The sequence below is a fragment of the Streptomyces sp. NPDC048211 genome (genome assembly GCF_043202315.1).
Taxonomy (GTDB): Bacteria; Actinomycetota; Actinomycetes; order Streptomycetales; family Streptomycetaceae; genus Streptomyces.
Window position 1 is genome coordinate 393883 of the sequence record NZ_JBIDAD010000008.1, and the last position, 24405, is coordinate 418287.

At 71.1% G+C, this 24405-nt stretch carries 24 protein-coding genes and 1 pseudogene; 15 read left to right on the top strand and 10 right to left on the bottom strand.

The features are described 5' to 3' along the window. Positions 1 to 273 precede the first annotated feature (273 nt). Together ACGFZA_RS28590 and hemL are read right to left on the bottom strand one after the other, a co-directional pair. Complete coding sequence (locus ACGFZA_RS28590) at positions 274 to 975, bottom strand: histidine phosphatase family protein (protein WP_219567288.1); 702 nt, start codon at positions 973 to 975, stop codon at positions 274 to 276. Then, entirely contained in the window at positions 972 to 2297 is a 1326-nt protein-coding gene (gene hemL / locus ACGFZA_RS28595) for a glutamate-1-semialdehyde 2,1-aminomutase (protein WP_385286495.1), read from the bottom strand. Before hemL ends, ACGFZA_RS28590 begins: the two co-directional genes overlap by 4 nt. A gap of 129 nt (positions 2298 to 2426) precedes the next feature. On the opposite strand from hemL, the gene ACGFZA_RS28600 reads away from it, so the two are divergent. The 4 genes and pseudogenes from ACGFZA_RS28600 to ACGFZA_RS28615 all read left to right on the top strand — a co-directional run bounded on the left by ACGFZA_RS28600 (position 2427) and on the right by ACGFZA_RS28615 (position 4922). Next, entirely contained in the window at positions 2427 to 3014 is a 588-nt protein-coding gene (locus ACGFZA_RS28600; RefSeq protein ID WP_385286497.1) for a hypothetical protein, read from the top strand. 56 nt (positions 3015 to 3070) lie between these two features. Next, positions 3071 to 3718: pseudogene (locus ACGFZA_RS28605) on the top strand (helix-turn-helix transcriptional regulator); the annotation flags it as partial. A gap of 182 nt (positions 3719 to 3900) precedes the next feature. Beyond that, entirely contained in the window at positions 3901 to 4437 is a 537-nt protein-coding gene (locus ACGFZA_RS28610) for a DUF3291 domain-containing protein (RefSeq protein WP_393682823.1), read from the top strand. Positions 4438 to 4607: 170 nt separating this feature from the next. Next, the gene (locus tag ACGFZA_RS28615) at positions 4608 to 4922 is read left to right on the top strand and encodes a hypothetical protein (RefSeq protein WP_385286503.1); all 315 of its coding nucleotides are present in this window, start codon (positions 4608 to 4610) and stop codon (positions 4920 to 4922) included. Here the strand turns inward: ACGFZA_RS28615 and ACGFZA_RS28620 are convergent. Next, entirely contained in the window at positions 4855 to 5427 is a 573-nt protein-coding gene (locus tag ACGFZA_RS28620) for a TIGR03086 family metal-binding protein (RefSeq protein ID WP_393682825.1), read from the bottom strand. The genes ACGFZA_RS28615 and ACGFZA_RS28620 overlap by 68 nt on opposite strands. Before the next feature lie 89 nt (positions 5428 to 5516). On the opposite strand from ACGFZA_RS28620, the gene ACGFZA_RS28625 reads away from it, so the two are divergent. The 4 genes from ACGFZA_RS28625 (at position 5517) to ACGFZA_RS28640 (ending at position 8887) form a co-directional block, all read left to right on the top strand. Then, complete coding sequence (locus tag ACGFZA_RS28625; RefSeq protein WP_393682827.1) at positions 5517 to 6350, top strand: DUF6597 domain-containing transcriptional factor; 834 nt, start codon at positions 5517 to 5519, stop codon at positions 6348 to 6350. 29 nt (positions 6351 to 6379) lie between these two features. Next, positions 6380 to 6910 (top strand): GNAT family N-acetyltransferase, encoded by a 531-nt coding sequence (locus tag ACGFZA_RS28630; RefSeq protein ID WP_393682829.1) that lies wholly within the window; start codon positions 6380 to 6382, stop codon positions 6908 to 6910. A 280-nt stretch (positions 6911 to 7190) separates the two neighbouring features. Beyond that, complete coding sequence (locus tag ACGFZA_RS28635) at positions 7191 to 8030, top strand: NAD(P)H-binding protein (protein ID WP_393682831.1); 840 nt, start codon at positions 7191 to 7193, stop codon at positions 8028 to 8030. An 83-nt stretch (positions 8031 to 8113) separates the two neighbouring features. Next, positions 8114 to 8887 (top strand): Mut7-C RNAse domain-containing protein, encoded by a 774-nt coding sequence (locus ACGFZA_RS28640; protein ID WP_393682833.1) that lies wholly within the window; start codon positions 8114 to 8116, stop codon positions 8885 to 8887. On the opposite strand, the gene ACGFZA_RS28645 is transcribed toward ACGFZA_RS28640, so the two are convergent. After that, on the bottom strand, positions 8884 to 9372 hold the full coding sequence (locus tag ACGFZA_RS28645; protein ID WP_393682835.1) for a MarR family winged helix-turn-helix transcriptional regulator: 489 nt from the start codon (positions 9370 to 9372) through the stop codon (positions 8884 to 8886). The two genes, ACGFZA_RS28640 and ACGFZA_RS28645, sit on opposite strands and share 4 nt — an antisense overlap. A 194-nt stretch (positions 9373 to 9566) precedes the next feature. Continuing rightward, the gene (locus ACGFZA_RS28650; protein WP_393682837.1) at positions 9567 to 10088 is read right to left on the bottom strand and encodes a hypothetical protein; all 522 of its coding nucleotides are present in this window, start codon (positions 10086 to 10088) and stop codon (positions 9567 to 9569) included. A gap of 89 nt (positions 10089 to 10177) precedes the next feature. Between ACGFZA_RS28650 and ACGFZA_RS28655 the strand changes: the two genes are divergently transcribed. Both ACGFZA_RS28655 and ACGFZA_RS28660 read left to right on the top strand, forming a co-directional pair. Continuing rightward, positions 10178 to 10513: a YnfA family protein gene (locus ACGFZA_RS28655; RefSeq protein ID WP_219567274.1), complete on the top strand. Its 336-nt coding sequence runs from the start codon at positions 10178 to 10180 to the stop codon at positions 10511 to 10513. A gap of 54 nt (positions 10514 to 10567) precedes the next feature. After that, on the top strand, positions 10568 to 11326 hold the full coding sequence (locus ACGFZA_RS28660; protein WP_385286516.1) for an SDR family NAD(P)-dependent oxidoreductase: 759 nt from the start codon (positions 10568 to 10570) through the stop codon (positions 11324 to 11326). Positions 11327 to 11398: 72 nt separating this feature from the next. On the opposite strand, the gene ACGFZA_RS28665 is transcribed toward ACGFZA_RS28660, so the two are convergent. After that, entirely contained in the window at positions 11399 to 12592 is a 1194-nt protein-coding gene (locus tag ACGFZA_RS28665; protein ID WP_385286518.1) for an RtcB family protein, read from the bottom strand. A gap of 170 nt (positions 12593 to 12762) precedes the next feature. Between ACGFZA_RS28665 and ACGFZA_RS28670 the strand changes: the two genes are divergently transcribed. From ACGFZA_RS28670 to ACGFZA_RS28680, 3 genes are all read left to right on the top strand, one after another. Then, positions 12763 to 13638 carry a DUF3558 domain-containing protein gene (locus tag ACGFZA_RS28670; protein ID WP_385286520.1) on the top strand — a complete coding sequence of 292 codons (876 nt, stop codon included), beginning with the start codon at positions 12763 to 12765 and terminating at the stop codon, positions 13636 to 13638. A gap of 134 nt (positions 13639 to 13772) precedes the next feature. Further along, the gene (locus tag ACGFZA_RS28675; protein WP_393682840.1) at positions 13773 to 14630 is read left to right on the top strand and encodes a DUF3558 family protein; all 858 of its coding nucleotides are present in this window, start codon (positions 13773 to 13775) and stop codon (positions 14628 to 14630) included. A 268-nt stretch (positions 14631 to 14898) separates the two neighbouring features. Continuing rightward, positions 14899 to 16287, top strand: a complete 1389-nt coding sequence (locus ACGFZA_RS28680) for a DUF2637 domain-containing protein (protein ID WP_393682842.1) — start codon at positions 14899 to 14901, stop codon at positions 16285 to 16287. Between the two features lie 91 nt (positions 16288 to 16378). Here ACGFZA_RS28680 and lysS read toward each other — a convergent pair whose 3' ends face one another. After that, positions 16379 to 18136 carry a lysine--tRNA ligase gene (gene lysS, locus ACGFZA_RS28685; RefSeq protein WP_385286533.1) on the bottom strand — a complete coding sequence of 586 codons (1758 nt, stop codon included), beginning with the start codon at positions 18134 to 18136 and terminating at the stop codon, positions 16379 to 16381. Between the two features lie 135 nt (positions 18137 to 18271). Here lysS and argS point away from each other — a divergent pair, with 135 nt between their 5' ends. Next, positions 18272 to 20053: an arginine--tRNA ligase gene (gene argS, locus ACGFZA_RS28690; RefSeq protein WP_393682844.1), complete on the top strand. Its 1782-nt coding sequence runs from the start codon at positions 18272 to 18274 to the stop codon at positions 20051 to 20053. Positions 20054 to 20137: 84 nt separating this feature from the next. Here argS and ACGFZA_RS28695 read toward each other — a convergent pair whose 3' ends face one another. Then, positions 20138 to 20566 (bottom strand): hypothetical protein, encoded by a 429-nt coding sequence (locus ACGFZA_RS28695; RefSeq protein ID WP_385288858.1) that lies wholly within the window; start codon positions 20564 to 20566, stop codon positions 20138 to 20140. Positions 20567 to 20803: 237 nt separating this feature from the next. On the opposite strand from ACGFZA_RS28695, the gene ACGFZA_RS28700 reads away from it, so the two are divergent. Continuing rightward, on the top strand, positions 20804 to 22084 hold the full coding sequence (locus ACGFZA_RS28700; protein WP_393682846.1) for a choice-of-anchor A family protein: 1281 nt from the start codon (positions 20804 to 20806) through the stop codon (positions 22082 to 22084). A 140-nt stretch (positions 22085 to 22224) separates the two neighbouring features. On the opposite strand, the gene ACGFZA_RS28705 is transcribed toward ACGFZA_RS28700, so the two are convergent. Both ACGFZA_RS28705 and ACGFZA_RS28710 read right to left on the bottom strand, forming a co-directional pair. After that, entirely contained in the window at positions 22225 to 22539 is a 315-nt protein-coding gene (locus tag ACGFZA_RS28705) for a hypothetical protein (RefSeq protein ID WP_385288864.1), read from the bottom strand. 295 nt (positions 22540 to 22834) lie between these two features. Further along, complete coding sequence (locus ACGFZA_RS28710; RefSeq protein ID WP_393682848.1) at positions 22835 to 24331, bottom strand: helix-turn-helix domain-containing protein; 1497 nt, start codon at positions 24329 to 24331, stop codon at positions 22835 to 22837. Positions 24332 to 24405 lie beyond the last annotated feature (74 nt).

Here is a 24405-nt window from a genome sequence, read left to right on the forward strand (position 1 = left end):
AGACCCCGACCATGACCGAACGCAAGATCGACCCCGAAACCTCCTCAAAAACCGCAGCACGAAACCCGGGCGCACAAATACCGCCCGGTTGGCTCACAAACAGTCAGGAACTTCACCTCGGGCCGCCGAACGGCCACATCTCGGACCGCAGCGGCCCGCATCAAGCCGGTCCGGCGATCGAGGACGAGCGGTCACCCGGACGAACCCGGGCCCGCCCACCGGCCGAACCGGGGACGGGCCCGGCCCCGAAGACCTCCGGCCCGGGGACAGCCCTTACGCGCCGAACCCCTTCGACGCCCCCTTCACCGGCTTCGCCCCCGCCAGCAGATGCGCCGGCACCAGATCCCGGGCCGGCTCCGAGTACCCGACGGACACGATCTTGTCGCCCTGGTACGTGAAGCTGGTCAGCGAGGCGAGCGTGCACTGCCGCTTGCGCGGGTCGTGCCACAGCCTGCGCCGCTCCACGAAGCTGCGCACGATCCAGATCGGCAGCTGGTGGCTGACGCACACCGCCTCGTGGCCACGGGCCGCGTCGCGCGCCGCGTCCAGGGCGCCCATCATCCGGACGACCTGCTCGATGTACGGCTCACCCCACGACGGCCGGAACGGATTCGTCAGGTGCTTCCAGTTGTCCGGCTTGCGCAGCGCCCCGTCGCCGACGCCGAAGGTCTTGCCCTCGAAGACGTTGGCGGCCTCGATGAGCCGCTCGTCCGTGGCGAGGTCCAGGCCGTGCGTCTTGGCGATCGGCGTCGCCGTCTCCTGGGCCCGCTCCAGCGGAGAGGCGACGACATGCGTGATGTCGCGCTTGTCCAGGTGCTCGGCGACCCGGTCGGCCATCTGCCGGCCGAGCTCGGAGAGGTGGTAGCCGGGCCGGCGTCCGTACAGCACGCCCTCCGGGTTGTGCACCTCCCCGTGGCGCATCAGGTGGACGACGGTGATGTCCTTGCGTCCGGCGTTGCTGCTGGTCTCGCTCATGCGGTGGCCTCCGATGCGGCGCGGGCTGCTGCGGGCAGCGCGGCGGCGATCCGCTCGACGGCCCGGGTGTCGTGGGCGGTCGAGACGAACCACGACTCGAACGCGGACGGCGGGAGGTAGACACCCTGCGCCAGCATCGCGTGGAAGAACGCCGTGAAGCGGAAGGCCTCCTGCCGCTTGGCGTCGTCATAGGTGCGCACGGGACCGTCCGTGAAGAAGACGGAGAACATGTTGCTCGCCGCCTGCACGGTGTGCGCGACGCCCTCCTTGTCCAGGGCCTGGCTCACCAGCCCCCGGATCTCCGCGGAGACCGCGTCGACCTTCGCGTACGCGGCGTCGTCCAGCAGTCGCAGCTGGGCTAGACCGGCCGCGGTGGCGACCGGGTTACCGGAGAGGGTGCCCGCCTGGTAGACCGGGCCGACGGGCGCCAGGTGCGCCATCACGTCGGCGCGGCCGCCGAACGCCGCGGCCGGGAAGCCGCCGCCCATCACCTTGCCGAACGTCATCAGGTCGGGCCGTACCCCGTCGATGCCGAACCAGCCGGCCTTCGACGTACGGAAGCCGGTCATGACCTCGTCGGAGATGTACAGCGCGCCGTTGGCGGCACAGATCTCCTTGAGCCCCGCGTTGAAGCCGTCCAGCGGCGGCACGACGCCCATGTTGCCCGGCGACGCCTCGGTGATCACGCAGGCGATCTCGCCGGGCTGCGCGGCGAACGCGGCCCGCACGGCCTCCAGGTCGTTGTACGGCAGCACGATCGTGTCGCCGGCCTGGGCGCCGGTGACGCCCGGCGTGTCCGGCAGGCCGAAGGTCGCCAGCCCGGACCCGGCGGCGGCGAGCAGCGCGTCGACGTGACCGTGGTAGCAGCCGGCGAACTTCACGATCTTCGCCCGGCCGGTGAAACCACGGGCGAGACGGATCGCGGACATGGTCGCCTCGGTGCCGGACGACACGAGCCGTACCTGCTCCACGGGCTCGACCCGGGCCACGATCTCCTCGGCGAGCGCGACCTCGCCCTCGCCGGGCGTACCGAACGAGGTGCCGCGGGCGACAGCCTCCTGGACGGCCGCGATGACATCGGGGTGGGAATGGCCGAGAATCATCGGCCCCCACGAGCACACGAGGTCAACATATTCATGACCGTCGGCGTCGGTGAGGTACGGACCCTTGCCGGACACCATGAAGCGGGGCGTACCGCCCACGGCCCGGAAGGCACGTACAGGAGAGTTCACGCCACCGGGCGTCACGAGGGACGCGCGGTCGAAAAGCGTCTGCGAAACTGAGGCGTCAGGGGCGTCATAGGGAAAGCTCACACATGCCATGGTGTCAGAGCCACGGACGGACTTGCGGACAGGTGTTTCACCGCACGCCCGCGGGGGAGGTCACTGACACGATGATCGGGTTGCGCGGCGGGGGCTGTGTCTCCTAGTTAGTAGTCGGGTGGATGAAATATGCATCGCGGTGGCGGAGTGGGCGAAGGGACCGACGACCTGGGGCCCGAGCCTGCCCGGCGGGGTCGGCACCGGCGCGAGGCTGAGCGCAAGCAGGGCATACAGTCCGCTGGCGCACAGGTCGGAGCCGGAAGCAGGAGTGGTGGCCGGGTGGGGGTGACCTACAAGTATTTCGGGGCCCCCGACGGGGCCACTGCCGCACGCGTGCCCATTTCCATGCGTCCCGAGGAGCTCGGCGGCGACGAGCTGGGCATGGGCGGCATGTTCACCAAGATCAAGCCGGAGACGGTGGCCGCGATGGTCCTCACCGGCATACAGGGCATACCCCTGCACAAGGTCCCGCCGCTGGAGCTGGTCGTCCTGCACCCCGACTACGCGGTGGTCAAGCTCCCCATGACGGTCGTGGACCCGCTGCGGGACGTGGGCGAGGAGTCCGTGGGCGCCGCGGCCTTCATCTGGTCGACGGTTCCCGACCGCGGCGGCCCGCGCGACGCGTTCAACGTCTACCAGCTGCTGCACGAGTGGCAGGATTTCAGCCATCGTCTGCACGACGCGGGACACCAGGCGTACTGCCTGGTGTGGCCCTGACCCCACCCCCTCCCGGCGACGGCTTCGTCAATCGCCGTTAGTTATAGAGTCGCGCCGTGAGCAGCGAGGATGCCGCCCTGGAGGCGTTGGCCGCACTGGGTGATCCCGTGCGGCGCGGACTGTACCGGCACGTCACCGGGGCGCCGGGCGAGGTGGGCCGGGACGCGGCGGCCGAAGCGGTCGGGGTGTCCCGCTCGCTGGCCGCGTTCCACCTGGACAAGCTGGTCGAGGCCGGACTGCTGGAGGTGTGCTTCCGGCGGCTTTCGGGGCGCAGCGGCCCGGGGGCGGGCCGGCCGTCGAAGCTGTACCGACGGGCCGAGGGCGAACGCACGGTGTCCGTACCTCCCCGCTCCTACGACACCGCGAGCCGGCTGCTGGCCGAAGTGGTGGAGCAGGCCGGGCTCGACGGAGAACTGCAGACGGCGGCAAGGGCGGCCGGGGAGGCCGAGGGCGCCTCGGATCGCGAGACGGATCCGGTCGAGGCGCTGCGCTCGCGCGGTTACGAGCCGTTCCACGACGGCGGGACGCTCCGGCTGAACAACTGCCCGTTCCACGCCCTGGCCGACCAGTTCCCCGCCCTGGTCTGCGGGATGAACCTGGCGAAGATCCAGGGCCTGCTCGCCGGGCTGCCCGGGGGCCGGGGCTGGAAAGCCGCGATGGATCCCCTGCCGCACGGGTGCTGCGTATCCCTCGAAGCCGCGCAGGAAACGGCACAGGAGACCGCGAAGGGCCCGGCGGACCCGGCGGACCCGGCGGACCCGGCGGACCCGGCGGACCCGGCGGACCCGGCGGACCCGGCGGACCCGGCGGACCCGGCGGACCCGGCAGGCGCAGTCTAAAAAAGTATTCATTGACTTTAGAAGGTTCACCCGGCCATGCTTGCCCGGTGACCAACTTCCACCTGGCCCAGGTCAACGTCGGGCGCATCCTCGCCCCACTCGACAGCCCCCGGCTGGCCGACTTCGTCGCCCAGCTCCCGGAGATCAACGCGGTCGCCGATCAGGCACCCGGCTTCGTCTGGCGCATGGTCGACGACAGCGGATCCGACGCGACGAACCTGCGTCCCGAGAACGACGACGACATGCTCCTGATCAACTGCTCGGTGTGGGAATCGGCCGAGGCGTTGCGGAACTTCACGTACCGCAGCGAGCACCTCAAGGTGCTGGCGCGCCGCCGGGAATGGTTCGAGCGCCTCGCCGACTTCCATCACGCCCTGTGGTGGGTCCCCGCAGGACACCGCCCGAGCGTCGACGAGGCGATGAACCGCATCGCCCTGATCCGCGACGTCGGGGAAGGCCCCGAGGCGTTCACCTTCCGCGCCCCGCACCCCCCGCCGGCCGAGTCCCCCGGCACCTTGGGGCACGGCCGCCGCGACATCCCCTCCCCCACTGAACACGCTCCCGCCGAACACACACCCCGCTGAGCGGTCCGCCGCCGAACACGCGGCCCAGTACGCGTCACCCCTGCCGCCCACCTGCACGAACAGCGTCCTTCAGCCAGCCCTATCCGGCCATTCATTGGCCGAAGAATGATCTTCAGCTGACGTGTCGCACCTGCCGATGCAGGAGGCATCGACTCTGAAGGGGGCCTGCCGTGGGCGACACTCTGCTGGCTCTGTCCATTCCCGTACTGGTCTTCGCCGGCGGCATCTACGCAGCGTGTGAGAGCTGGTGGCGGCGCCGTCATCCGGCGCCGCCGTCCCCGTACACCCATCAGGCGGCCCGGCTCGCCGAGCGGGCGATGCTCGTGGATGCCGAGCGGATCGTGGAGGGCGCGTACGGCACCCTCGGCACGCTCTACGACAGCCCGACGGCGGACACGCCGGTTCCGGCCATCGGCGTCAGGCCCGGGACGGCTGCCAGCCGGGATCACGACCAGTCAGCGCCAGCACCCGCGCAAAGGGGCTAGCCCCGTCCGGTACGGGGAACGGCTCGCCGAACATGCCCGCCTCGCGGGCCCTCGGCGCCATCCCCGCCAGGGCGGGCCCGATCTCGTCCACCACGTCCGCGTCCGGCACGAACTCCTGGCCGGTGGCCCGGGCCAGGTCCCATGCGTGCACGGTCAGATCACCGAGCACCATCTGTCCCACCGTCCGGGCGGGGAACCCCATCGAGCCCGCGGTTCCCTCCTCGGCGCCCGGCGCCGCCCACGCCTCGACCAGCGCGGCCGTCTCCTCGCCGAAGCGCCGCCGCCAGTCCCCTACGACCGCGTCCGGGGTCTCACCGAAGTCCGCGTCCTTCCTGGCCGCGAGCGCCGTGAAGTTGACGACCACCTGGACGAGATGGCTGATCAGGGCACGGACGTCGTACTCCGCGCACGGTGTGGGGTCTTCCAGGCGGCTGTCGTCGATCCCGCGCACCACGGGCAGCGCGCCGCCGGCCGCCGCATCCAGCAATTCACTGATCTTCTTCATGCCTCGACCCTGCACCCGGCCACGACCCGGGTCTTGAAGAAACGCGACACATGGGACACGGAAGCGACCGCGTCATAGGATCGGCAGCCATGCCCGGCTCCCGAGGTCCCCGACGCGACACCCGGGGCATCGTCGACGCCCCCGAGCTGTTCACGCACGTGCGCTTCCGGCGCCGCGAACCCGCCCCCGCGCTGCGCCCCTACCTGGAGCACTACTGGCTGATCGACTGGGACCTGCGTCACCCGTACGCCTCCCATCTGGTCCCGCACCCCAGCGTCAACCTGGTCTTCGAGCGGTACGCGGGCTGCGGCGACGAGGACGCCGGGTTCGCGGAGGTCTCGGGCATCGGGCTGGAGCTCTTCACGCAGAAGCTGGAGGGGCGGGGGCGGGTCTGCGGTGTGCAGTTCCGGCCGGGCGGCTTCCGGCCGTTCGCACCCGGCCGGCCCGTGTCGGAGTGGACGGGGCGCCGGGTCCCGGCATCCGAGGTGTTCGCGCCGCCCGCCCCGCCGTCGGCCGTGCTGGACCCCGGGCAGGAGGACGCGCGGGTCGCGGCGCTCGACGCGTATCTGCTGGCGCTCGGCCCGCAACCGGATCCCCAGGCCGAACAGGCCATGGCCCTGGTCGATCTGGTGCGCACCGACCGCACGGTCCGCCGCGTCGACGAACTGGCCCGCACCGAGGGACTGTCGGTGCGCTCCCTGCAGCGTCTGTTCGCCACCTACGTGGGCGTCGGCCCCAAGTGGGTCATCCTGCGCTACCGCATCCACGAGGCACTGGAACGCGCCGAGTCGGACCCGGCGGTGGACTGGGCGCAGCTCGCCGCGGATCTCGGCTACAGCGACCAGGCGCACCTGGTCAGAGACTTCACGGCCACGGTCGGCGTCCCGCCGACCGCGCTCGCCGAGCACGCCCGCGCCCGCTGACTGTCAGTGGCCCGTCCTACAGTTCTGGCATGGAGCGGACCGCAGCATCATCCGTACGGCTCGAACCCTGGTCCCGGAGCGACCTCCAACTGCTCCGCCGTGCCAACGCACCGGAGCTGATGGACCACCTCGGCGGCCCCGAGTCGGAGGAGCAGCTCATAGGGCGCCACGGCCGCTATGTGGCGCTGAGCGCGGACCGGACGGGCCGGGGCAGGATGTTCCGCATCGCACTGCCCGGTGAGGCCGAGGCCGTGGGCACCATCGGTTTCTGGGAGCGCACCTGGAAGGGCCAGGAGGTGTACGAGACGGGGTGGGCCGTCCTCGCGGAGTTCCAGGGCCGCGGCATCGCGTCGGCCGCCACGCTGGCCGTGGCCGAGCAGGCGCGTGCCGAGAACAAGCACCGCTACCTGCACGCCTACCCGTCCGTGGACAACGGCGCGTCGAACGGGGTGTGCCGCAAGGCGGGTTTCCAGCTGATCGGCGCGTGCGAGATCGAGTACCCGCCGGGACACCCGATGCTGACCCACGACTGGCGACTGGACCTCCACCCGGAACGCTGACCGGCTGGAGCGGCACGCGCGGGGGGCGTGTGAGGGCACGCGCGGGGGCGGGCGCGCGGGGGGCGTGCGAGGGCGCGCGCGGGGGCGGGCGTGCGGGGACGGCCCGGGGATGCCCTCACCGGAGCGGACCCGGGGCGACCGCACCGGGGCGGGGCACAAAGCGTTTGACGGGTGCCTCCGCCTCCTGGATATTTACCTGCGTCACGCAGCTTATGTGTGTCGCAGGCGAATCTGCCCAGACTTCCGCCCCACCCACCCCGCACCCCGAGGAGACCCGCCCATGCTCACCCTTGTCACCGGCTGCCGCGGCCGCGTAGGTTCCGCACTCGTTTCCCTCCTGCACGAGCGCGGCCACGCCGTGCGCGCAGGCTCCCGCAACTCCGGCGAGCTCTCGCCGCCGGCGGGCGTCCCGTCCGCAGCCTGCGATCTCGGCGACCCCAGCACCTTCGCGGCCGCCCTGGAAGGCGTCGACTCCGTCTTCCTCTACGCGGAGCCGTCCCGCATCACCGAGTTCCTCGCCGCCGCACGGACCGCAGGCGTCGCGCACATCGTCCTGCTCTCCTCCAGCGCGGTCCTCGGCCCGGACGCCGGGTCCAACCCGATCGCCGCCTCCCACCACGCGGTGGAACAGGCGCTGGGCGACTCCCCCCTCACCACGACCCTGCTGCGCCCCGGCGCCTTCGCGGGCAACGCCTACCAGTGGTCGGAGTCCTTCCGGTCCGGCCGCCCCGTCGAACTGCCCTACCCGGACAGCCGGACCAGCCCCATCGACGAGACCGACATCGCCGAGGCGGCCCTCGCCGTCCTCACCGACACGCGGCTGAAGGGCTCGGCGTATCACCTGACCGGCCCCGAATCCCTCACCGCCACCGAGCAGGTCGAGCTGCTGGCCGCCGCGTCGGGCAGTCCCGTCACCGTCCGCACCGTGAGCAGGGCCGCCTGGAAGGCGTCCGTCTCGCCCTTCGTCCCGGAGGAGATCGCCGAGGCACTGCTCGACTACTGGGCCGCCACGGACGGGTCCGCCGCCGAAGTCACCCGCGAAACCGAGAAACTGACCGGTCGTCCGGCCCGTACCTTCGCGGCCTGGGCCTCCGGGCACGCCGACGCCTTCCGCGCCTGACGCCTCGCACGCGCGCTCCTGCCCGCACGCGCACGATCCCGAATTCCGTGGCCCGCCGCCCGCCCCGATGACATCCTGACCAGGTGAACGGACCCGAGATCCACGTCGAAGTCGCTCCCGAACTCCGCCTCTTCGTCGCGCACGAACGCCGCCTGGGCCGGACGGCCGTGACCACCGACGGCTCGTCCACCCTCGGTCACGTCGTGGAGTCACTGGGCGTTCCGCTCACCGAGGCCGGCGAGCTCCTCGTCGACGGGCACCCCGTCGCGGTCTCACACATCCCCGCCGCGGGCGAGACGGTCGACGTCCGGGCGGTCCGGCGTCCGCAGAGCGTGCCGGGCGCACCCCTGCGGTTCCTGCTCGACGTCCACCTCGGCACGCTCGCGCGACGACTGCGGCTGCTCGGGGTCGACGCGGCGTACGAGAGCGAGGACATCGGTGATCCGGCCCTGGCCACGCGCTCGGCGACGGAGCGGCGGGTCCTGCTCTCCCGGGACCGGGGGCTGCTGCACCGGCGGGAGATCTGGGCGGGGGCGTACGTCTACAGCGACCGCCCCGAGGCGCAGTTGCGTGACGTACTGGAGCGGTTCGCGCCGGTCCTTGCCCCGTGGACGCGATGCACGGCGTGCAACGGACCGCTGACGGCGGCCGACAAGGACTCCGTCAGCGCACATCTGGAACGCGGCACGCAGCGGTCGTACGACGTCTTCGCCCAGTGCACGGAGTGCGACCGGGTGTACTGGCACGGCGCCCACCACGCCCGGCTGGAGGCGATCGTCACCGACGCGGTCCGCGAATTCGGCAACGCCCTGGCCGGACCGGACAGGCCCCCGACCGGAGCGCCGCCACGGCCTTAGGCGGTGTCGCCGTCGCGCAGCCGCTCGATCTGCACCGCGCTCAGCTCCACCGTGCGCCGCATATGGGCGATGAGGAAGGCGACTTCGTCGTCTCCGTACGCATCGAACAGCGCCGCCCAACCGCTGTTCAGCCGCTCCCAGACCGCACCGAACTCCGCCATCCGCTCGGGCACCGTCGCGACGAGCACCCGCCGCCGGTCCGCCGTGTCCCGTTCGCGGGTCACGTAGCCGGCCCGCTCCAGCCGGTCGACGAGCCGGGTCGCCGACCCGGTGGTGAGCCCGGTCAGCTCCGCGACACGGCCCGTGGTGACGGGACCGGCCTCCAGCCCGAGCAGGTTCAGGCACTGCAGATCAGTGGGGTGCAGCCGCAGGTGGTCGGCGACGGCCTGGTTGAACAGGGCGTACGAGGCCATGTAGCGGCGCGACGTGACCGCCAGCTCGGCCAGCAGCACGCTGCGGCGCGGGGCGGATGACTTCTGCGGCATGCGGAGAGTGTACGAAGCGGGACATCGCCCACGCCCTCGCTCCCGCAGGCGCGCCTCACCAGGGGGGGCCGGTGCCCGCGTCATGGGCGAGGGACCGGACGGGGGCGCGCCCCGGACAGTCGAGCCGCCCCGGACGCCCGCACCGCCCGAGGCGTTCAAGCCCCGCCGCACCTGTGGGACCGGGCCAGGCCCGCTCAGAAGACGTAGTCGTCCCCCGTGGCGAGCGCCAGCACCTCGTGCTCGCTGTTCTTCGCGTTCCGGTCCGCCGCCCCGCCGTTCCACACGGTGTCGATCCGGACGACCACCTCCGCCGGGCGGCCCGCGAGCTGTAGTTCGAGGGCCAGCCGCGGCTGCTCGTAACCGTCCGCGTGCAACGCACCCGTCCGGCACAGCACGGTCGCCCGGTCGGCCCGCAGGCACTCCTGCGGCAGCTTCTGGCGGCCGGCCAGCGGTACGGAGACCCGTAGCCGCACGGTGACTCCGGCCAGGTCCGCCGGCCCGCGGTTCTCGCTGCGCAGCCAGATCCCGAGCCCGGTACCCCACAACGAGACATGCCCGTGGTGCGACACATCCGCCTCCGGTGCGATGTTCCGCCCCACCGGCGTACCGACGGGCGATCCGACGGCCGCGGCCGTCCCGCCCACACCCAGCGCCACCGCCGACGCCATTGCCGCCGCAGCGGACACACCCAGCAAAGCCTTACGCGTCACGACCATGCCCTGAAGATACAGATCATCACGAATTATCCATATTTACCCACTGGTTCGGCGCGTCTCGGGTACGTGTCCATGGCACGCTTCCCCCCATGTCCGTGATCCGCTCCATCGCCCTCTTCGTCGTCGCCGCCCTGTTCGAGATCGGTGGCGCCTGGCTCGTGTGGCAGGGGGTCCGCGAACACCGCGGCTGGGCCTGGATCGGCGGGGGCATCATCGCCCTGGCCACCTACGGCTTCGTCGCCACCCTCCAGCCGGACGGCGAGTTCGGGCGGGTGCTCGCCGCGTACGGCGGGGTCTTCGTCGTGGGGTCGATCGCCTGGGGCATGGCCGCCGACGGCTACCGGCCCGACCGGTGGGACGTGACGGGTGCGCTGATCTGCCTGGCCGGTATGGCCGTGATCATGTATGCCCCCCGCAACCACTGACCGCGCCCCTGCCTATCCTGACCCCGTACCGATCAGCTGTCCGAGGAGCCCGCCATGGCCGCATCCCCCATCGCCGTCATCACCGGAGCGAGCAGCGGCATCGGCGCCGCGACCGCCCGGCAGCTGGCGGCCGCCGGCTTCCGCGTGGTGCTGACCGCCCGCCGCAAGGACCGCATCGAGGCGCTCGCCGCCGAGATCACCGAGGCGGGCCACGAGGCCACGGCCTACGCCCTGGACGTCACCGACCGTGCCGCGGTCGACGAGTTCGCCACCGCGTTCCGCACTCTCGCCGTCCTCGTCAACAACGCGGGCGGCGCGCTCGGGGCCGACCCCGTCGCCACCGGCGACCCGGCGGACTGGCGCCAGATGTACGAGACCAACGTCATCGGCACGCTCAACGTCACCCAGGCCCTGCTCCCGGCCCTCACCGCGGGCGGGAACGGCACGGTGGTCATCCTCTCCTCGACCGCGGGACTCTCCACCTACGAGGGCGGCGGCGGCTATGTGGCCGCCAAGCACGGCGAGCACGTCCTGGCGGAGACCCTGCGCCTGGAGATCGTCGGCACCCCCGTCCGCGTCATCGAGGTCGCCCCCGGCATGGTCAAGACGGAGGAGTTCGCCACCACGCGCTTCCGCGGCGACGCCGAGAAGGCCGCCAAGGTCTACGCGGGCGTCGACGCCCCCCTCACCGCGGACGACGTGGCCGACACGATCACCTGGGCCATCACCCGCCCCAGCCACGTGAACATCGACCTCCTGGTGGTCCGCCCCCGCGCCCAGGCGTCCAACTCCAAGGTCCACCGCACGGTCTGACCGCCCGCACACGGACACATGTGCGGGGTGAGGCTCCCCCGTGGGCCTCACCCCGCCGGCGGTCCGCCGCTTTCAGCCCTTCACGCAGATGACCTGCTTCAGCTTCGCGACGACCTCGACGAGGTCGCGCTGCTGGTCGATGACCTTCTCGATCGACTTGTAGGCGCCCGGGATCTCGTCGACGACGCCGGAATCCTTACGGCATTCCACGCCCCGCGTCTGGTCCTCCAGGTCCTGCGTCGAGAAGCGCCGCTTGGCGGCGTTCCTGCTCATCTTCCGGCCCGCGCCGTGCGAGGCCGAGTTGAAGGACTTCTCGTTGCCGAGACCCTTCACGATGTACGAGCCGGTGCCCATCGAGCCCGGGATGATCCCGAAGTCACCGGAGCCGGCCCGGATGGCCCCCTTGCGGGTGACCAGCAGGTCCATGCCCTCGTACCGCTCCTCCGCCACGTAGTTGTGGTGACAGGAGATGACCGGCTCGAAGGTCACCTTGGCCTTTTTGAACTCCTTGCGGACCACGTCCTGGAAGAGCGCCATCATGACCGCGCGGTTGAGCTTCGCGTACTCCTGCGCCCAGAACAGGTCGTTGCGGTAGTCCTGCATCGGCGGGGTGTCCGCGAGGAACACCGCCAGGTCACGGTCGACGAGCCCCTGGTTGTGCGGCAGCTTCTGCGCCTGGCCGATGTGGAAGTCGGCCAGTTCCTTGCCGATGTTCCGGGACCCGGAGTGCAGCATCAGCCAGACCGAACCCGCCTCGTCGAGGCAGAACTCGATGAAGTGATTTCCCGATCCGAGCGTTCCCATCTGCTTCGTGGCCCGCTCCTGACGGAACTTGACCGCGTCGGCCACCCCGTCGAACCGCGCCCAGAAGTCGTCCCAGCGGGCCGCCCCGAGATCGTGCAGCCGGCCCGGGTCCACCGGATCGTCGTGCATCCCCCGGCCCACCGGAATGGCCTGCTCGATCTTCGACCGGAGCCGGGACAGGTCCCCGGGCAGGTCGTTGGCGGTCAGCGAGGTCTTCACCGCGGACATTCCGCAGCCGATGTCCACACCCACCGCCGCGGGGCAGACCGCACCGTGCATCGCGATCACCGACCCGACCGTGGCGCCCTTGCCGAAGTGGACGTCCGGCATCACGGCGAGGCCCTTGATCCAGGGCAGGGTGGCGACGTTGCGCAGCTGCTGCATCGCGACGTCCTCGACCGACGCCGGGTCGGCCCACATACGGATGGGCACCTTCGCACCCGGCACCTCTACATACGACATAGTTCCTCGATTCCCCCGAAAAGTCTGAAAACGCAAAACCGGTGCCAAGGTCGGCAAATGAGTCGGCCGACCGGCATTCACAGCGGCGCGTGCGATACACATTGTGTCCACCGGCCGCCATCGAGCGGCAACCGTTTTTCGTGCGAAGGGAGCCCAGGACCGTGCGACGAATGGCGTACGTACCCGGCGCCGTGCTGATCGCGGCACTCGTCGCCGGCTGCAGTGCCGGCACCGAAGGCGACGTATCCGCCTCGGACAGCAAGCCCGGCACCCTGACCACCTCCGCCGCGCCCCCGGGCAAGTACCTCACCCTCCCGGAAGCCTGCCGGGCCATCCCCCTCGCCACCCTGAAGGACCTCCTGCCCGGCGCCGCGCAACTGCCCGAGGCCCAGCAGGACAAGGTGTACGAGGGCACGCCCGCCGGAACCTTCGACACGGACCGCCGCGTCGGCTGCCGCTGGACGTCCGACGCGCCCGACGCCTCCCGCAGCATCGCCATCGACTTCGAGCGCGTCGTCTCGTACGACCCGTCCGTGAGCGACGACGACCGCGCCCGCGAGGTGTACGCGAAGAAGGAGGACGCCGCGCACCTCCCCTCGACCTCCCTCCCGCCCGACGGCACGGACAAGGCGACGGCCTCGGCCGAGGGCTCCACGACGGGGACCGAGAAGGCCGGAAGCACCGGCGGAACCGACGGCAAGAAGGACCCGGCCCCGGGCTCCGGTACCGAACCGACCAGCAGCGCGACGCCCGGCGCGGACGACGGCACCTCGGACGACGGCTCCGGCGGCAGCCCCGCCGAGAACCTCCAGCCCCGCGTCCTCGACACACTCGGGGACAGCGCGTTTCTGGACGATGCGCTCACCCGGGCAGGTTCCACCGCACAGCACCGCACGGTGAGCGTGGTATTCCGCACATCGAACGTCATCGTCACCATCGAGTACACCGCGCAGCCGGCCCTCTCCACCGAGGTCCCCGACAGCAAGGAACTGCAGGAGAAGGCCCAGGCACTGGGCGAGAAGCTGGTGGACACCTTCAGCGAATAGCCCCGCCCACGGCCGTCCCGGACAGGGCGCCGACCGCCCCGCGGACCTCCCTGCCGAGGCGGCATCCGGCGCCCGTCCGTCGTACCGTGGCCCTCCGGACCGCCCGACCGCCGCTCCACCCGAGTGAAGGAACCATGCACCGATCAGCCCCGCGACTCACCCGCATACTCGCCTGCGCCGCCGTCCCGGTGATGCTCGTCGTCGCCGGCTGCTCGTCGGACTCCGACGGCAAGAAGGACGACGCCTCCTCCTCGTCCGCCGCACCGGACGCGACGCAGACGGAACCGGCCGTCGCGCCGGCGAAGTTCGCCGCGCTGCCCGACCCGTGCAAGTCGATCACCGCGAAGACGGTCAAGTCCCTGGTCCCCTCGGCCAAGACCAAGAGCGGCACCCGCGGCAAGTCCAGCGACGAATCCGTGCGCGGCGGCTGCTCGTGGAACGGCCTCGACGACAACGGCATCAAGGGCTCCCAGTACCGCTGGCTCGACGTCGGCTTCACCCGCTTCGCTTCCGACCAGGCCCTGGGCAGCGGCGCCGACCGCGCCCAGGCGGACTACACGAAGCAGGTCGCCAAGGCCCAGGCGGCCGAAGGTGCGAAGAAGCTCGCCACCGCCCCCGTCGGCTCCATCGGTGAGCAGGCCACCCGGATCACGTACGACCTCACCAAAACGGGTGAGGACTTCAAGTACGCGACCGTCATCGCCCGTACGGGGAACGTCGTGGTCACCCTCAACTACAACGGTGCCGGGTACGCGGGAGCCAAGACCCCGTCCGCCGCCGACATCGTGAAGGGCGCCGAGAAGGCCGCCAAGGAGGCGGTCGCCTCGGTCGCCGCCGCCAACGGATCCGCACAGCCGAGCGGCTCGCCGAAGCCCTCCCAGTCCACCGGGGCCAAGGAATCCGGCAAGGCGACGAGCAAGGCGACCGGCAAGGCGACGAGCAAGGCGACCGGCAAGGCGACCAGCGCGGCCGCGGCCAAGAAGACGAGCTGACCGCCCCCGCCGCCCGCCCGGCACCCGGGGAGCGGACAAGCCGCGACAGCGGCCGTGAGGCATCCGTGAGCGACAGCCGGCAGCCTCAACCCTCCCCCGCAGAAGCGGTCTTGCGAAGCCCGGTCCTCACCCGAGAACCGGGCTTCGCCCCTCCCCGCGCAACGCACCACGCCGGCATGTGCCAGGCTGTGCCCGCCAGAACTCGAAGTCGTCCCGCTGGAACGGACGTCGGAGACACAGAATTGGGGAGGGGTCGCGGGTGGCCGCGATGCAGCTGACACGCACGCACCGGATACTCATCGGGCTCGTGGTCGCCGGTGCGGTGCTCATCGCAGCGATCGGTTTCGCGGGCTCGTACGCGGCGGTGCGCGAGCTCGCCGAGCAGAAGGGCTTCGGCGGCTTCTCGGTCGTCTTCCCGATCGGCATCGACGCCGGGATCTGCGTCCTGCTCGCGCTGGACCTCCTGCTGACCTGGCTGCGCATCCCGTTCCCGCTGCTGCGCCAGACTGCCTGGCTGCTGACCGCGGCCACGATCGCGTTCAACGGCGCGGCCGCCTGGCCCGACCCGCTCGGGGTCGGCATGCACGCCGTCATCCCGATCCTGTTCGTCGTCTCCGTCGAAGCCGCCCGCCACGCCGTGGGCCGGATCGCCGACATCACCGCCGACAAGCACATGGAGGGCGTCCGCCTCACCCGCTGGCTGCTTTCGCCCGTCCCCACCTTCAAACTGTGGCGGCGGATGAAGCTGTGGGAGCTGCGGTCGTACGAGCAGGTCATCAAGCTCGAACAGGACCGGCTGATCTACCAGGCCCGCCTCCAGGCCCGCTTCGGCCGCAACTGGCGCCGCAAGGCCCCCGTCGAATCCCTCATGCCGCTCCGCCTCGCCAAGTTCGGCGTCCCCCTCGCCGACACCGGCCCCACCGGACTCGCCGCCGCCGGCATCGAACCCGCCCTCCTGCCCCCGGCCCCCGCCCAGACCGCCGCCCCGGCCACCACCACCACCGCCGTGGAAACAGCCCCGCAGGCCGAACTCGCGTACGCCCCCCAGCAGGAGCAGTACGCCCAGACGGTCCCCGGGGAATGGGCCGAGGAGCCGCCCGCCGAGGGCCCCGGCTCGCACGAGAGCCCGTGGTTCGCGGCACAGGTTCCGGACGGGGCGTACGAGGGTTCGTACAACCCGACGTACGTCGAGGGACTCGAGCCCACCCCGGTCATGATCCCGTCGGGTCCCGGCGGCCGCACCCGCCCGCTGGGCAACGTCGGCACGATCGGTGCCGTGCCCGGCCCCCGTACCGAGCAGATGCCGCCGGCCCCCGAGGGCGAGGCGCAGGCGGCGCAGGCCCCGGAGCAGGTCCGGATCCCGGTCCAGGAGCAGGCCCCGGTCCAGGAGCAGCAGCCGACGCCCGTCGTCGAGGCCGCCGACGAGTGGGCCGAGGAGTGGGCGCAGGAGGACGCGGAGTTCAGCGAGATCGCCTACGAGGTCTTCGCGGCGTTCGTGACGCAGCACAGCACGTACCCCAGCATCGAGGTCCTCGACATACACCTGTCGGACGGCCACAACGTGCGGCACCCGCGCAGCGTGGCCCTGCTCCGCCAGCTGATCCAGGGCTTCAAGAACCGCTACCACGCCGAGCTCGAGGCCGACCACATCGCCTGAGCCGGCGGTCAGCGGCACCCCGCACGCCCATGACGAAGGGCCGTCACCCGGATCACCGGGTGACGGCCCTTCGTCCTGCGTGGTGACGCGGCTACGCGCCGAGCAGCCTGCGCACCCGGTCCGCCCCCACCGCGAGCAGCAGGGTGGGCAGGCGCGGGCCGGTGTCCCGGCTGACCAGCAGCCGGTACAGCAGCGCGAAGAAGGACCGCTGCGCCGCCTTCAGCTCCGGCGTCGGCTTGGCGTCGGCGTCCAGCCCCTCCAGCACCTTCGGCACGCCGTACACGAGCGTGGTCAGGCCGTCCAGTGACCAGTGCGAGTCCAGCCCCTCCAGGAGCAGCCGCAGCGACTCGCGCCCCTGCTCGTCCAGCGAGCCGAGAAGCTCCTTGTCCGGCTCGTCGCGAACGATGGTGCGGGCCTCGGCCGGGACCTGGGTGGTGATCCAGCTCTCGGCCCGGTCGAGCCGCGGCCTGGCCTCGTCCAGCGAGGTCAGCGGGCTCGACGGGTCCAGCTCGCTGAGGATGCGCAGCGTCTGGTCCTCGGCGCCTGCCGTGATGTCGGCGACCGAGGCGAGGGTGCGGTACGGCAGCGGCCGCGGCGTGCTCGGCAGCTCACCGGCGGCCGTGCCGATCGCGCGGGTGTACGCGGCGGCGTCCGCCGGCAGCACGGAGCCGTCGGCGACCTTGCGGCCCAGCGAGTCCCACTCGTCGTAGAGCCGCTGGATCTCCTGGTCGAAGGCGATCTTGAAGGACTGGTTGGGCCTGCGGCGCGCGTACAGCCAGCGCAGCAGCGGCGCCTCCATGATCTTCAGCGCGTCGGCCGGGGTCGGCACGCCGCCCTTGGAGGAGGACATCTTCGCCATCCCGGAGATGCCGACGAACGCGTACATCGGTCCGATCGGCTGCACGCCGTCGAAGATCTCGCGGACGATCTGGCCGCCGACGACGAACGACGACCCGGGCGAGGAGTGGTCGACCCCGCTCGGCTCGAAGATCACGCCCTCGAACGCCCAGCGCATCGGCCAGTCGACCTTCCAGACGAGCTTGCCGCGGTTGAACTCCTTCAGCCGGACCGTCTCGGCGAAGCCGCAGGCCGTGCAGGTGTAGTTCAGCTCGGTGCTCTCGTCGTCGTACGACGTGACCGTCGTCAGGTCCTTCTCGCAGTTGCCGCAGTAGGGCTTGTACGGGAAGTAGCCGGCCGAGCCGCCGCTGCCGTCGTCCTCGCTCGCCGCACCGGAGCCCGCCTCGGCCTCCAGCTCGGCCTCGTCGGCCTTCTTCTGCTGCGGCTTCTTGCCCTTGCCGCCCGCCGCCGGGTCCTTCTTGGTCCGGTAGCGGTCCAGGACGGCGTCGATGTCCGCGCGGTGGCGCATCGCGTGCAGGATCTGCTCGCGGTACGTCCCCGCCAGGTACTGCTCCGTCTGGCTGATTCCGTCGTACTCGACGCCCAGCTCGTCCAGGGCCGCCGTCATGGCGGCCTTGAAGTGCTCGGCCCAGTTCGGATACGCGGAGCCGGCCGGGGCGGGCACCGAGGTCAGCGGCTTGCCGATGTGGTCGGCCCAGGACGCGTCGACGCCCTCGACGCCGTTCGGCACCTTGCGGTAGCGGTCGTAGTCGTCCCACGAGATCAGGTGCCGGACGGTGTACCCGCGGCGGCGGATCTCGTCGGCGACCAGGTGCGGGGTCATGACCTCACGGAGGTTGCCCAGGTGGATCGGGCCCGACGGGGAGAGGCCGGACGCGACGACGACCGGTTTGCCAGGCGCACGACGCTCCGATTCGGCGATGACCTCGTCCGCGAAGCGGGAGACCCAGTCGGTCTCGGTGCTGCTCTGACTCTGAGCCACGGTCGGCACGTCCTTCTCTCTTGTAGGACTCATAGGGGCACCGACCATTCTCCCAGGTACCGCCCACAGCGCGAAAACGGCTTTACGGGCCGTGGGATACTTGGGGTCATCCCTTGTACCCCTACGGAAACGGCAGCCCGTCCCATGCCTGAGCACGGCTCGGTCAATTCCCTCGCTTCCACGCTCCAGCAGCAGCTGGCGGACGCCCTGACGGCAGCGCTGCCGGATGCCGGTACCGCGGACCCGCTGCTGCGCCGAAGCGACCGGGCCGACTTCCAGGCCAACGGCATCCTGGCGCTCGCCAAGAAGCTCAAGGGCAATCCGCGCGAGCTGGCCGCCCAGGTCACCGCCGCCCTTCCGGCGACGGACCTGATCAAGGACATCGAGGTCTCCGGACCCGGCTTCCTGAACATCACGCTCTCGGACAAGGCGGTCATCGAGACGCTGGCCGCGCGCGCCGCGGACGAGTCGGGCCGGCTCGGCGTGCCGTACGACAGCTCCGCCGGCACCACCGTCATCGACTACGCCCAGCCGAACGTGGCCAAGGAGATGCACGTCGGCCACCTGCGGTCCGCCGTGATCGGCGACGCGATGGTGCAGATCCTGGAGTTCACCGGCGAGTCCGTCGTCCGGCGGCACCACATCGGCGACTGGGGCACCCAGTTCGGCATGCTCATCCAGTACCTGATCGAGCACCCGGACGAGCTGAACCACGAGGGTGACGAGGCCGACGGCGAAGCCGCCATGTCGTCCCTGAACCGGCTCTACAAGGCGTCCCGGGTCCTGTTCGACTCGGACGAGGAGTTCAAGGCCCGCTCGCGGGACCGGGTGGTCGCGCTCCAGGCCGGTGAGCCGGAGACGCTCGCCATGTGGCAGCGGTTCGTCGACGAGTCGAAGATCTACTTCTACTCGGTCTTCGACAAGCTCGACATGGAGATCAGCGACCCCGACATCGTCGGCGAGTCCGGCTACAACGACATGCTGGAGGAGACCTGCCGGATCCTGGAGGAGACGGGCGTCGCCGTCCGCTCCGAGGGTGCGCTCTGCGTCTTCTTCGACGACGTGAAGGGCCCGGACGGCAACCCGACCCCGCTGATCGTCAAGAAGACGAACGGCGGCTACGGCTACGCCGCGACCGACCTCTCCGCGATCCGCGACCGGGTGCAGAACCTCAAGGCGGACACCCTGCTGTACGTGGTGGACGCGCGGCAGTCCCTGCACTTCAAGATGGTCTTCGAGACGGCCCGCCGGGCAGGCTGGCTGAACGAGGACGTGAAGGCGCACCAGCTCGCCTTCGGCACGGTGCTCGGCAAGGACGGCAAGCCGTTCAAGACCCGTGAGGGTGTCACCGTCCGGCTTCAGGACCTGCTGGACGAGGCGGTCGAGCGGGCGACGGCCGTGGTCCGGGAGAAGGCCGAGAAGATCGGCCTGTCCGAGGAGGAGATCGTCGAGAACGGCCGGTACGTCGGCGTGGGCGCCGTGAAGTACGCGGACCTGTCGACCTCCGCCGTGCGGGACTACAAGTTCGACCTGGACCAGATGGTGTCGCTGCACGGCGACACGTCGGTGTACCTCCAGTACGCGTACGCGCGTATCCGCTCGATCCTGCGCAAGGCGGGCGACGCGAAGCCGGTCGCGCACCCGGAGCTGGAGCTGGCCCCGGCCGAGCGGGCGCTGGGTCTGCACCTGGACCAGTTCGGCGAGGTGCTGTCGGAGGTGGCGGCTGGCTACGAGCCGCACAAGCTGGCGGCGTACCTCTACCAGCTCGCCTCGCACCTCACCACGTTCTACGACCAGTGCCAGGTCCTGAGCGACGCCAACCCGGCCGAGGTCGTGGAGAACCGGCTGTTCCTCGTCGAGCTCACCGCCCGCACCCTGCACCAGGGCATGGCGCTGCTCGGCATCAGGACCCCCGAGCGCCTCTGAGCGCCGCACGTCCGTACGGAACGGGGCGGGGCCCGGCACACATCGGTGTGCCGGGCCCCGCCCCGTTCCGGCTCCGGGTCCGCGTCACTCCGGCCGGCCGAGCGCCCAACCGGACACGTCGGACAGCCGCCCGCGCCACAACGGGAGCCGCAGCGGAGCCGTACCGCCGAAGAGGAGCGTGGCATCCCTCAGGTGGATCCACCGCGGCAACTGCGACGCACCCTCGTCGGCGCCGACTTCCTTGATGCCCTGGTCCACCGTCTCGGGGAACTCGGCGATGAGGTTGGCGCCTTCACCCTCGACCTGCCGCAGGCTCCTGGACCAGTCCGCCTTCCACGCCTCGTGCCCGATCACGTCACCGTGCAGCACACCGGCGGGGATGGTCAGCGTGAGCGGCAGCCCGGAGCGCATCTCCCTGTCGAGCAACTGGACCAGCAACTGGAGCTGAAGATCGGGCACCGGCTCGATGATCACCGCAGTCGAGTCCGGTGCGGGGCCTGCGGACTCGTTCATGAGCTGTTCCCTTCGCCGCGGCGGCGCGCCCGGAAGCAGATCCGCACGAACCGCATGGTCTGGTCCCGCTCACCTTCCCCGAGGAGGGGACCGCACTCCTGCTGACACCCCGGTCTCGGTCCCGTCTCACACCGGGGCGATTCCTCCATTGGACTTGACCAATTTTCAGATGAGAGGAAATCATGACCGAAGTCGCCACAGAACCTTCATAACTGCTCCGCGGGAGAACCACGCATCATGCGTATATCCACCACTGCTGCCCTCGCGGCACTCGGCGGTGCCCTGGTACTCGGGCTCACCGTCGCACCGGCCGCCCAGGCCACCCCCACCCGGACGGGCTGCACCACGGACGCCTTCGGAATCGCCGGTAAGTACGGCGAGTTCGTCCTCGGGGACGACGTCCACTCCCCCGATGCGGAAGGTGCCGTGGCCGTTGGTGGCAACGCCGACTTCCGGGGCGGGTTCAGCGTCGCCAACGAACTGTCGGCCGCCGAGGTCGACGCCCTGCCCGGCCGGGCATCGCTCGTCGTGCGCGGCGACCTGCTCAACGGCGCATCGGCCACCGTCGCGATGAAGGGCAACGCGGTCGTCGGCGGCAAGGTCAAGGACCGGGCCGTCGAACTACACAACGGCACCTTCAGCCAGAAGGCCGACCTCATCGACTTCGAGGCGGAGTTCGCCAAGCTCGGGTCCTACTCGGCCGCGCTGGCCCAGGAGCCCACGACCTCGGGCGCCCAGGTGCGGCTCGAAGGGAACCGGCTGACCCTGGAGGGCGGCGACAGCGGCCGCAACGTCTTCTCGGTGCCGGCGGACCAGCTGGAGAAGGCCAAGGAGGTCTTCATCAAGGTTCCGGCCGGGGCGACGACGATCGTCAACGTCACGGGCAGGGACTACGACATGGCGGCCGCCGGGACCACGGGCTTCTTCCTGTCGGGTGGTCAGGACTTCGTCCTGGACGACAAGCTGCAGAGCGCGTCCGAGGGCGCGGTGCGGGCCAAGCTGCTGTGGAACTTCCCCGACGCCACCGCGGTCACCAAGAACAGCCAGGCCGCCTGGCCCGGCAGCGTACTCGCCCCCAAGGCCCACCTGGAGCTGGGCACGGCCGCACCGGTCAACGGTTCGGTGTGGGTGGCCTCCCTGCACGGTTCGGGCGGGGCCGAGACGCACCACTTCCCCTTCACCGGCTGCCTCCCCGAGGCCCCCGGCACAGAGACCCCGGCGCCCGGCACGACCCCGAGCACCACCCCCGCGACGACGCCGCCGGCCACGGGCACCCCGTCGGCCCCGGTGACCACGCCGTCCGGGAGCTCCACTCCGTCCGGCAGCCCGTCCGGATCCGCGGCGCCCGGCACCCCGGCCCCGTCCGGCAGTTCCGCACCGGGCACCTCCGGCGGCGGTGAGGGCGACCTGGCCTCGACCGGCAGCAACGGCACGATCCCGATCGTCATCGGCGGCGCGGTCGTACTCGCCGCAGGCGCCGGCCTGGTCGTGGCGGCCCGCCGCCGCAAGCAGGCCTGACGCACCCCGTACGGCACACCCCCGTACGACACACGCCGGGCGCGGATCCACCGCGCCCGGCGCCCCGGTCCCGGATCCGGTCGACGTGTGCCGGAACCGCTTCGGCGCCCCTCACCGCCTGCGCGGCGGGGCGCCGCCCGTCACCAGTCGACGGTGTCGACCCAGATCGAGACGACGTATCCCGGTCCCCACGGGTTCGTGGCGACGGACGTCTGCCCCGGCACGGCCCAGTCACCGAGAACGATCCGCTGCGGAAGCCGCGGGTCCAGGGCCCTCAGCACCGCGTGGATCCGGTGGTGCCCGGTTCCGCCGGTGCACAGGCTGGTCACGGTGCTCGCGGAGGAGATCGTGCAGTTGTCGGGAGCCGCCTGGGCGGCGGGGGCCGCGGCCAGCAGCGTACCTACGGCGGTCATGGCAACGGCGGCGGTGCCGATCACACTGCGCTTCCTGAACATGGGACTCCTTGGTCCGGCCTCGAGAGAGGTCGCTCCGGGCCGCCGTCCGACGGCCCGTCCGTACGGGTGGAACGGTGAGACGAATCCGTCCCGGCTCCGCCCGCCGGACACGGCCCTCCGCGACGCGCAGCCCCCTGAACGGCCTGCGGGCGCCCGACAGGAAAACGGTCGCGGAGTAGCAACCCCCCTCGAAAGAAAGGAGATTGCGTGAAGGAGTCTGCCGAAGCGTGCAGGCCCTGACAAGACCACTTCACCATCTGGTCCAGTCCAATCCAGGCAGCCGGACCGGCCGTCGTCAGCCGCCCTGCCCCTCCAGCGACTCCGAGATGTCCTCCCACTCGGACGTATCGGTCCGGTAGTTGTACACGGGCCGGTCCCTCATGCTCGCCGTACGGAACGGCTTGCCGTTGTCGTCGATCCGCAGGGTCCCGGTCCGGCCCCCGCTGGACCATTCCAGCTCCAGGTACCAGGCCACGTCATGGCTCTCCGTGTGCGCGTCGAGGTGGAACACCTCCACGTCGGTGGAGCTCACCCGGTACGGGAAGTTCTTCGCCGCGACGACTCCGCCGGCGTCCTCACCGGCGACCGGCTGCGAGACGGGCTGACCGGCGTCCAGGTCGATGTTGAACGTCTGCGGCACGATGCCGCCCCCGCACCCCTCCCCCATCGAGTACGCGGGCCAGTCGTTGGCCGCCTTCTGCGACACCACCCGGACATGGAGCGCGTTCAGGACGACCGCGTCCTGCGAAGCCCCCTGCACGGTGAGATCGATCAGCATCTTCCCGCCGTCCACCCCGCCCAGCTGCGCCGCCCAGTTCCGCCTGGCCCGGTCCTGGACATCGGGCACCGGCGGCATGCCCTTGGGGTCGCGGTCGAGCAGAAAGTACTGCCCGCAGGGCCAGTCCCAGTTGTACGAACTGATGGTGGCCGTCACCGGCACGCCCTGGGGCGCGGCCTTCTTCTCCCCCTTCGGGTCCGCTCCCTCGGCGACCGTGGACCTCGTGGCCGAGGCGGAGGGCTTCGCGGAGCCGCTGCTCGCGGACGACGAGGGCTTCGAAGGACTCGGTGACGAAGGCGCGCTGCCGCTCCGTCCGGGCGTGGACGGTGCGTTGCTGCGGGGCGCGTCCATTCCCTCGTCGTGCGGACGGTCGCCCTTGTAGTCGTTGAGCGCCAGCGCGGCGGGCACGGTGAGCGCCACGACCGCGACGGCCGCGAGCAGCACGCGCAGCCGCTTGCCGGACAGTCGGCGCGAGGCCGGCGGGGAGCCGGCGGACAGCCGCGCGTCCGGCGTCACGTCCCCGGCCGCCGGTTCCGGCACCGGTTCCCGCGGCTCCGATCCCGACCGCGGCTCCGGCCTGCCCACCGGCCCCGATCCCGATCCCGGCTCCGGCTCCGGCCTGCCCACCGGCTCCGAGCCCAGCTCCGGTTCCGCTTCCGGTTCCCGCCGGTTCACCGGGGCCGGATCCGGCTCCGGCGATGCCGCGCGTTCCGACGCCACCGTCACCGGCTCGACCGCCTCGGCACTCTCCGTCTTCCGAGCGCCTCTCCGCTTCGCCTCGTCGGCCAGGATCCACTGCCGGTGCAACGCCACCAGCTCGTCCGACCGCGCACGGCACACGCGCGCGAAACGTTCGACCGGCGCGTAGTCGTGCGGGACCGCGTCACCGTTGCAGTACCGATGGATCGTGGAGGTGCTCATGTGCAGCTTCTGGGCCAGCGCTCCGTAGCTCAGCCCGGAGCGCTGCTTGAGCCCCCTGAGCAATGCCGCGAAGTCCTGGATCTCCGTGCCCACCCTGACCGTTCCCCTCTCCTACCCTCCCGGAACGGCGTCCCAGGCAGGTGATGTCATCGCAGGTCAGAGGCCGT